The sequence below is a fragment of the Bacillota bacterium genome, assembly GCA_013314855.1.
GTDB lineage: Bacteria > Bacillota > Clostridia > Acetivibrionales > DUMC01 > Ch48.
The window spans coordinates 1-8,413 of record JABUEW010000156.1; the positions used below are offsets into that span (position 1 = coordinate 1).

At 56.8% G+C, this 8,413-nt stretch carries 10 protein-coding genes and 1 pseudogene; all 11 read left to right on the top strand.

Features of this window, described 5'->3' with window-relative positions:
- Positions 1 to 237: virulence associated protein (locus tag HPY74_18390; protein ID NSW92594.1), on the top strand; the 237-nt coding region annotated here is incomplete at its 5' end.
- Positions 238 to 256: 19 nt separating this feature from the next.
- On the top strand, positions 257 to 751 hold the full coding sequence (locus HPY74_18395) for a gamma-glutamylcyclotransferase (GenBank protein ID NSW92595.1): 495 nt from the start codon (positions 257 to 259) through the stop codon (positions 749 to 751).
- A gap of 4 nt (positions 752 to 755) precedes the next feature.
- Positions 756 to 1,841 carry a M23 family metallopeptidase gene (locus HPY74_18400; GenBank protein ID NSW92596.1) on the top strand — a complete coding sequence of 362 codons (1,086 nt, stop codon included), beginning with the start codon at positions 756 to 758 and terminating at the stop codon, positions 1,839 to 1,841.
- 17 nt (positions 1,842 to 1,858) lie between these two features.
- The gene (locus HPY74_18405; protein ID NSW92597.1) at positions 1,859 to 2,224 is read left to right on the top strand and encodes a hypothetical protein; all 366 of its coding nucleotides are present in this window, start codon (positions 1,859 to 1,861) and stop codon (positions 2,222 to 2,224) included.
- A gap of 33 nt (positions 2,225 to 2,257) precedes the next feature.
- A complete protein-coding gene (locus HPY74_18410; protein NSW92598.1) occupies positions 2,258 to 3,139 on the top strand; it encodes a ParM/StbA family protein in 882 nt (293 codons plus the stop codon).
- A gap of 4 nt (positions 3,140 to 3,143) precedes the next feature.
- Complete coding sequence (locus HPY74_18415) at positions 3,144 to 3,437, top strand: plasmid segregation centromere-binding protein ParR (GenBank protein NSW92599.1); 294 nt, start codon at positions 3,144 to 3,146, stop codon at positions 3,435 to 3,437.
- Between the two features lie 110 nt (positions 3,438 to 3,547).
- Positions 3,548 to 3,805 carry a hypothetical protein gene (locus HPY74_18420; protein NSW92600.1) on the top strand — a complete coding sequence of 86 codons (258 nt, stop codon included), beginning with the start codon at positions 3,548 to 3,550 and terminating at the stop codon, positions 3,803 to 3,805.
- A gap of 402 nt (positions 3,806 to 4,207) precedes the next feature.
- On the top strand, positions 4,208 to 4,615 hold the full coding sequence (locus tag HPY74_18425; GenBank protein NSW92601.1) for a hypothetical protein: 408 nt from the start codon (positions 4,208 to 4,210) through the stop codon (positions 4,613 to 4,615).
- 11 nt (positions 4,616 to 4,626) lie between these two features.
- Entirely contained in the window at positions 4,627 to 6,411 is a 1,785-nt protein-coding gene (locus HPY74_18430; GenBank protein NSW92602.1) for an SEL1-like repeat protein, read from the top strand.
- 149 nt (positions 6,412 to 6,560) lie between these two features.
- Positions 6,561 to 8,065: pseudogene (locus tag HPY74_18435) on the top strand (DUF3991 domain-containing protein).
- A 56-nt stretch (positions 8,066 to 8,121) separates the two neighbouring features.
- Complete coding sequence (locus HPY74_18440) at positions 8,122 to 8,295, top strand: hypothetical protein (GenBank protein NSW92603.1); 174 nt, start codon at positions 8,122 to 8,124, stop codon at positions 8,293 to 8,295.
- Positions 8,296 to 8,413: the final 118 nt, after the last annotated feature.

An 8,413-nucleotide genomic window follows, 5' to 3' on the forward strand; every position in this document is an offset into this window, starting at 1 on the left:
GGCCTTATCGGCGACGAATTCAAGACCGCCCGGCTTCATCTCCTGGAACATCTGGACGGCTGCATCGCGTGGAAAGACCCCGCCCAGGCGGAACGGCAAAAACAAAGGCTAAGGCAGAAAAAAGAAAAGGAACTGGCGCTGGCCGCCGGGGCCGTACAGGCGTCACAGGAACAAGATCAAACAGACATGGAACAGGCCGGGACTGAAGAAGGACCCGGCCTTTCCATGTCCATGTAGCAAGGAGGAATGAGAGAAAATGAAAAGCAAAACCCTATACATCGCCTACGGCAGCAACCTCAACCTGACGCAGATGGCCTGCCGCTGCCCCACCGCCAAAGTAGTCGGGACAAGCGAGCTTAAGGATTATGAGCTGCTGTTCAGAGGCAGCCGCCATAGCGCGGTGGCAACGGTGGAACCCTGCAAAGGCGGCCGTGTGCCTGTTCTTTTATGGACGCTGAAGGAAAAAGACCTGCAGGCTCTCGATCGCTACGAGGGATATCCCCACTTTTACCGCAAGGAAATCCTCAATGTGGAGCTGAAAGGCGGGATCGTTCCCGCCATGGCGTATATCATGAACGACGGGCATCCCTTCGGCGCGCCCTCGGATCACTACCTGAACACCATCTTTGAAGGCTATGAAAGCGCGGGCTTTGACACCGAGGTTCTGGAACAGGCGGTGGAAAAATCCATCCGGCTGGCCGAGGAACAGAAGCCGGAACAGGAGAACCTGTTTGGCCTGAAATGGTGGTGAGAGCATGGCTGATCCCGCAACCATCACCCTTGCGGTCAGGGCGGCCGTCGCCGCGGCAACCGACAAAAGGACATGGAAGGCTGCCGGCGTTCTTGTTGCCGCCATCCCGACGCCCTTTATCCTTATCGTCGTGATGATCGTGAGCCTGCTCTCGGCTGCGGCGGATCACAACAGCAACGCCATAGAATTGTGCTTCAACGGCGGCGCGATCTCTTCCCGGGTCCCCGCCGATTACGCCGCCCATATCCGGGAGATGCGCAACGGCTTTTCGGAGCTTGACGCCGCCATCGCCGACATATCTTCGCAGGTGGAGGACGGGCAGCTTGACGCCACCCGCATAAAGGCGGTTTTTTATTCTCTGTTCTTCGGCGCTGAAAACTTGCGGATGGACGCCTCGGATTACCGGGCCTTCGCCGACTGCTTCGTGCGGTACGAAACCCGCGCCGAAAAGGATGAGGACGGCAACAAAACCGGTAAAACCTACACCGTGGCCGTGCCGCTTAAATCCCTGCCGGAGATTTACGCCAACCTCCAAACCACCCTGGGCAGGACAATCACCCATGAGGACCGGGCCAACGCTTCGGAGATTTACCACCGCGTATTGTACGGCGGCAGCATCCCCACCTATGGGGAGGCGTTCAACGCCTGGTCAAACGGACTGCCTCTGTCTGACGCGCCCTTTGTCGGAGCCGACGGCTTCTGTTCTCCCCTGGGGGAAGGCTGGCGCGGCATGGTGACTTCGGAATTCGGGTACAGGACCGACCCATTCACTGGTCGGCACAAAGGACACTCCGGCATCGACCTGGCCGCGCCCCAAGGGACGCCAATCCGCGCTGCGCTGGACGGCACGGTGCTGTTTGCACGCTATAAGACCACGGGCTACGGCTATCATTTAGCCATCGACCACGGCGGCGGCTTTGTCACTTTCTACGCCCACTGCTCCAAAATCCTCGTCACCGAGGGTCAGGCGGTCAAGGCCGGCGACATCATCGCGGAGGTTGGCAGCACCGGAAGAAGCACCGGCCCGCACCTGCATTTTGAGGTGCGCATCAATGGAGAAATCCAAAATCCAAGAAGCTATCTGCCGTAGAAAGGAGGAAATGAGACATGAGAGAAACGGAACTTACGATACTGTTCCCCACGGAGAAGCTGGAGGCCCTCCGTTTTTTTATGCGCAAAAAAGAGCTGGACATCGAACGGGAGATGAAGGATTACCTTGAAAAAACCTATAAGAGGATCGTCCCCGTCCATGTCCGGGAGTATGTGGAAAGCAGGATCGGACAGGAGCCTGCCCAGGAACAGATGCCAGGACCGGAAGCCCAGGAACGGCAGACGGAACCGCAGCGCCAGCCAAGGCAGACCCGCCGCCAGCGTGAGCAGGCAACGGCCGAGGCGCCTTCCTCTCCGCAAGCTGAGACCGGGACGGAGGGACCTGCCGAGGAAGAAACCCAGGGCATGACCATGAGCATGTAAACAGCGGAAAGGAAAAAGGAGGTGTTAATTTTAATGATTAAGCTTGGTGTGGACAACGGAAACTACAACACCAAATCCTCGGAGGGGATGCTCTATGCCTCCGGATACACTGCAAGCGACAAGGAATTCATCACGCCGGACATGCAGCTCTTCTACGAGGGCAGATATTACGCCGTCGGTGAGCGCCGCATGCGTTTTCAGCAGGACAAGACCAGAGAGCCGGATACCTTTATGCTGACGCTGCCGGCAATCGCGGATGCGATGAAGCGCGCGGGAACCACAAGCGCGGAAATCGCCCTTGGCGTGGGCCTGCCCATTGACAGCTACGGGACGCAGAAGGAGGCATTTCGGCGATATTTTCTGCGTGACAATGTTTCGTTCCTGTTTGAGGGAACGTCCTACCGCTGCCGCATCGCTGAGTGCAAGGTGTTCGCGCAGGGTCATGCGGCGCTGTGCCGGTATTATCCGCAGCTGAAGGATTACCGAAGCATCACGCTGGTGGATATCGGCGGGTATACGGTGGATATCCTCACACTCCATGACTTACGGCTGGACAGATCGAGCTGCGCCAGCCTGCGCATGGGAACCATTACCCTCTACAGCCGGATTCAGGATACGCTCCAGCGCAATGACATCCTCCTGTCGGACGAACTTATCACCGACGCGATCCGCGGGGATATCCAGCACGCTGACAGCAAATTGATCCATGCTGTGGTGGAACAAGCTGTGGCGGCTTACTGCAAGGAGCTGCTCAATGCGCTCCGGGAGCGCGGACTTGACCTGCGGCTCCCCACGGTGTTCGCGGGCGGTGGTGCGGAACTGCTCGAACTCATGCTGCGCAGGAGCGACATCAATACTGTGGCGGTGCTGAACCGGTTCGCCAATGCGGACGGCTTCAGGCTTTTGATGGGGTGAGCCTATGTCCGGGCGAAAACGATATTATCTCTCCTTCGATATGGACAACCCAAGACATCGGGAAGCCGAGACACTGTTTGCGCGGCAGGCCAGCAGGCAGCGCACCGAGTATGTGGTTACCAGCATCCTGACGGCACATCAGACGGAAAGCCTGGAGCAGGTTGTCCGGCAGGCGGTCAGGGACGAGCTGCGAAATGCTGCGCCGCCACCGCAAACCACGCTGCCAGGGGAAACGGATGATGGTGTTCGGCTGTCCGATCTCCCCGGCAGCCTTATCCGTGCGCTGGAGGAATTGTAACCATGTTGGCTCATTTTCCTGCTGCCGTTATGACGGCGGGTCAGGAAAGTACACCAACATGGCTCACTTTTTCCTGCGATACAGAAATTTTGTAAAGGAGTGAACCTACTATGAGAAAATCAACCGTCCAAATCCAATACGACGCCGAGAAGCTTCGCGCCATCCGCCAGTACATGGGCAAAGAGGACACGGAGTTTCAGGCCGAGCTGGAGGATTTTCTCCAGAAGCTCTACGAAGAACACGTTCCCGCTCCCGTCCGGGAATACATTGAAAGCCGGAAGTTCCCGGAACCTGAAAGGCCTAACCGTCCCTCATGCCCCGCTCCATCGGCACCGGCGAAAAACAACAGCGCGGGCGGGAATGCGTAAATGCGGTTTGGACGCACTGTCGCCGCCTGTGTACCCCTGTGTCCGCTTTTTGCGGCGGGGGTGACATCATAACACCTGCGGGCAGAATAACGCCCCGTATCGGGGCTTTGTGAGCGGGAAAACAAAAAAGCGGACGCAGGCATGGAAGCTACCCTCCCTTTTGGGGGGTGAACCATGGGGTCGAAAACGATGCAGGTTAAAGAGGCGGGGTCGCAAACGCCTCCGCCTCGGCTCACATCAGCCCGCAACGCGGGCTGAAGGACGTTTTCCGCCTGGGTCGGATTTTGCCCTTTGGAGTCGGGTCAGGAGTCGCGGAACGCGGCAAAACCTATAGCCGAAGGCTTTTTACAGGTGTCGCAATAGACGTCGCGGTCTACGCGTGCCGGAATGGAGGTAGACAATATGGCAGAAGAAAACAAAAAGAAATTCCCCTTGTGGATGCGCCCGGAAACGCGGAAGCAGGTAAAGGAATGGTATAAAAAGGACAACTGCGGCAGCCAGAGCGAGTTCATCGAAAAGGCGATCCTGTTTTACTGCGGCTACATCTCCGCGGAAAACAGCATGAAGTATTTGCCCGCCGCCCTAACCTCCGCCATGGCCGGGGTGGTGGAAAGCTCGGAGAACAGGATCGCCCGCCTGCTCTTCAAGCTGGCGGTGGAAATGTCCATGATGATGAACATCATCGCCTCCAACGCGGAGATTGACGAAGCCCTGCTGCAGAGGCTGCGGGGCAAGTGCGTGAACGACGTGAAGAAATCCGTCGGCGCCGTCACCTTCGAGGACGTGGTGAAATTCCAGAAGGGCGAGTAGGGTGACGAACCATGCCGAGGATCATCTTCAAATGCCGTTACCTGAAAAACGCGCCGAAACACCTTGCCAATTTCATAGAATACGCTGCCACCCGCGAGGGCGTGGAAAAAGTGCCGGACAGCACGGGACTGCTTCCCGCCACCAAAAAACAACAGCGGCTCATCGCAGAAATCATAAGCAAGCTTCCCGACACGGCCGGCCTATTCGAGTACGAAGACTACCTTAAAGATAAGACCAGGGAAAACGCGTCGGAGTTTATCGCCGTGGCGCTGGAGCAAAACCTCGATCTCCTCGGCAAGCGCGAAAACTATGTCGGATACATCGCCAACCGTCCGGGGGCGGAGGCCCTTGGCAGCCATGGCCTGTTTACCGACGCCGACCTGCCTGTGGTGCTGTCCAAAGTGGCGGAGGAAGTTGCCAATCACGCCGGCAATGTGTGGACCAATGTCATCTCCCTGCGCCGGGAGGACGCGACGCGGCTCGGCTACGACAACGCCAAAGCGTGGCGGGACCTGATCCGGGGACAGCGTAACCATATCGCGGAGCAGATGAAGATTGCCCCGGAAAATCTCCGCTGGTACGCCGCCTACCATAACGAGGGTCATCATCCTCACGTACATTTAATCGCATACTCCGTTAACTCCACGGAAGCCTATCTCACCAAACAGGGCATTGAAAACATGCGAAGCAGCCTGGCAAGGGAAATCTTCAAACAGGACCTTATTCAGATTTATTCCGAACAGACGAAGCGCCGCGACGCCCTGACCAGACAAAGCCGGGAGTCCATGCGGGAAATCATCGGTCAGATAAGTTCGGGAGTCTGCGAAAACAAAACCATCGAGGAATTGATTGCGCGCCTGGCGGAGCGGCTCAAGCACACCTCCGGCAAAAAGAAATACGGCTATCTGAAAGCGCCCCTCAAGGCGGTCGTCGATCAGATCGTGGACGAGCTGGCCAGGGATGAGCGGGTGGCCCGGTGCTACGAAAAATGGTGCGAGCTGCGCAACGAAGTGCTGCGCACCTATGCCGACATGCTTCCCGATCCGCTGCCTCTCTCCAGACGGAAGGAATTCAAGAGCATAAAAAATATGGTGATCGCCGAGGCAATGAGCATCGGCGGCCACCATTTCACTTTTGAGCCGGATGAGGATATGGAAACAGACATGTATCTCGCGGGAGAAGATATTCCCAAGGATGTGTCCGCGGCGGCTGCATATTTTGAAAAGACGGCCCGGCTGGGCAACGTCCATGCCCAATACGTGCTGGCAAAGCTGTATCTTACTGGAGAGGATATGCCCAAAGATGTTCCGAAGGCCGTAGAACTGCTGGCAAAGTCCGCAATGCAGGACAATTCATTCGCCCAGTACAGGCTGGGCAAGCTCTATATACTGGGAAAGGATGTTCCCAAAGATGTGGATGAGGCCGTCAAGTGGCTGACTGCTTCTGCGGAACAGGGGAATCAATATGCGCAGTATGCGCTCGGAAAGCTCTACCTTATGGGGCATGAGGTTCCAAGGGACCGGGAGGCCGCGGTACGCTGGCTTTCTCTGTCAGCCGGACAGGGAAACATCTATGCGCAGTTTTTCCTCGACCGCGTGGACTCCTTCCGCGAACCGTCGGTCCTGCTGGCGGCCACACGGCTCATGCACCACCTGGGCAATATCTTCCGCGACGAGCAAAAGCGATTTGACGGAGGCGTTATGCAGGTGGATCGCAAGCTGCGCAAAAAGCTGGCGCAGAAAAAAGCGGCCCAGGGCCACGCCTATGATGATCGCGAACCTCGCCAAAGCTATTAACAGGAGGGATTTCCATGATGAAAGAATATTTACGCAAAAAAGATAAAGCGCTTATCCCGCGTTTGCCTTCTAATCGCAAGCCGCTCCCGCAAAGGGCGGCTTTTTTTCGCAGACACGGCAAACGGAAACGCTGACCGGAGAGGGATATCATGGCAAAATACATTCCCTTCACCGATGAACAAATACGCCGAGCCAACGCCGTTGACCTGGCGGACTTCCTGCGGCGCCAGGGAGAGCATCTCACCCGCGCCGGAAGGGACTGGCGCTGGAAGCGGCATGACAGCGTGACCATCCGGGGCAACCAATGGTACAGGCACAGCCGGGAGGAAGGTGGCCTCGCCATCGACTTCGTGCGGGAATTCTACGGCCTGTCCTTTCCGGAGGCGGTGACGCTGCTCCTGGGCGGCGAAGGGTGCGTGGAATGGAATCAAACCCATAAAAGCGCCCCGGCTCCCCGCAAGCCCTTTGCGCTGCCGGAAATGAACAGCGACATGCGCCGCGTCTATGCGTACCTGATCAAACAGCGGTTCATAGACCGGGATGTTATCGCCCATTTTGCAAAGACGAAAATGCTTTATGAAAGCTGCGAGCGGTCCGCGGATAAAATAAAAGAATATCACAACGCCGTTTTTGTCGGGTATGATGAAAACGGCGTCCCGAGGCATGCGCACAAACGGGGGCTTTACACCGTGGGCGGCAGCTACCGGGGCAACGTGGAAGGCAGCGACCCAGCATACAGCTTCCATCATATAGGCGCTAACGACACCTTGTATGTGTTTGAAGCGCCCATAGATATGCTGTCCTTTATCACACTCTACCCGGAGGACTGGAAGCAAAACAGCTATGTGGCCCTGGACGGCGTGGCCGAACACGCCCTGCTGCGGCAGCTTGAATTAAACCCCCGCCTGCAAAAGGTTGAACTGTGCCTGGACAATGACGAGGCGGGCATCGAAGCCGCGGGACGGCTGACCGAAATCCTCCAGGCGCGGGGATACTGGAATGTGTCGGTCCGGCAACCGGAATACAAGGACTGGAATGAAGACTTAAAAGCAAAGAACAGCGCCGCATCCATCCCGGCACAGGGCCATCCCAAGCTGGAGTGCCTGCCGGAAATCTGCGTCGGGCTTTATGAAACCTGCAAATCTTTAATATCTGCGCACAATCCGGACGCTGTGCTGCTGGAGCATTATGAAAAGCTGAAACCCCTGATAGCAAATGGAAAATTGCCGCAGGGAAAGGCGCCTGCGGTGACGGAGCATCTGGAAGTCATGGCGGCGGCAGCTCTGCTTGCCGCCCAAAGACAATACCGGCAGATGGAACAGCCGGCGGCCATAGAGCAGCTCATTGCGGAGCTTCGGACAGCTACCGTCCCCACCGGGACCGGGGCATGCTGCGCTCCAGGGCGGATGACCTGCGGCAGGACGCTGCCTCTCTCAACCGCCAGATCAGCGCGGCCGGCCTCCGCAGTCCGGAAGACAAGCATAATCTCATCGCATCTTACCTGCGCCTTGCGCTGGACTGCGTCAGGTCGCAGATTTTTGTCTGCCTTGAAGGACTCAAACAGAATACCGAAACGCTTTGCCTGCAAAAAGCGGACGGGAATGTTCGACAGGCGGAGCATACGGGTTTGGCGTCACAAAGACTCATGCTGTAGAAAGGCAAATCCTTCTCCACAAACAGCAAGCAAAACCACCCATGAGGAGGTGTCCCATGCAAACATCCCAAATCATCACGCTGACCGCCGCGGCCACCATGTTCGGGGTTATCGGCTTCCTTTCCCTGCTGGCCCATTATTATACTCTAAACGGAATCAAATCCAAAACCGTCGGCGACGGACAGCACGGCACCGCGCGCTGGGCGAGCAAAGGGGAAATCATGTTGTGAGACAAGCTAATTTGCAGTAGTTTAGACAAGATAAACTTCAGGGACAAGTAATGAAAAAAATACGAGATTGGAAAATAAAATTGTGCTTACTTTACTGGTCTATAGAAATTAATGTAGA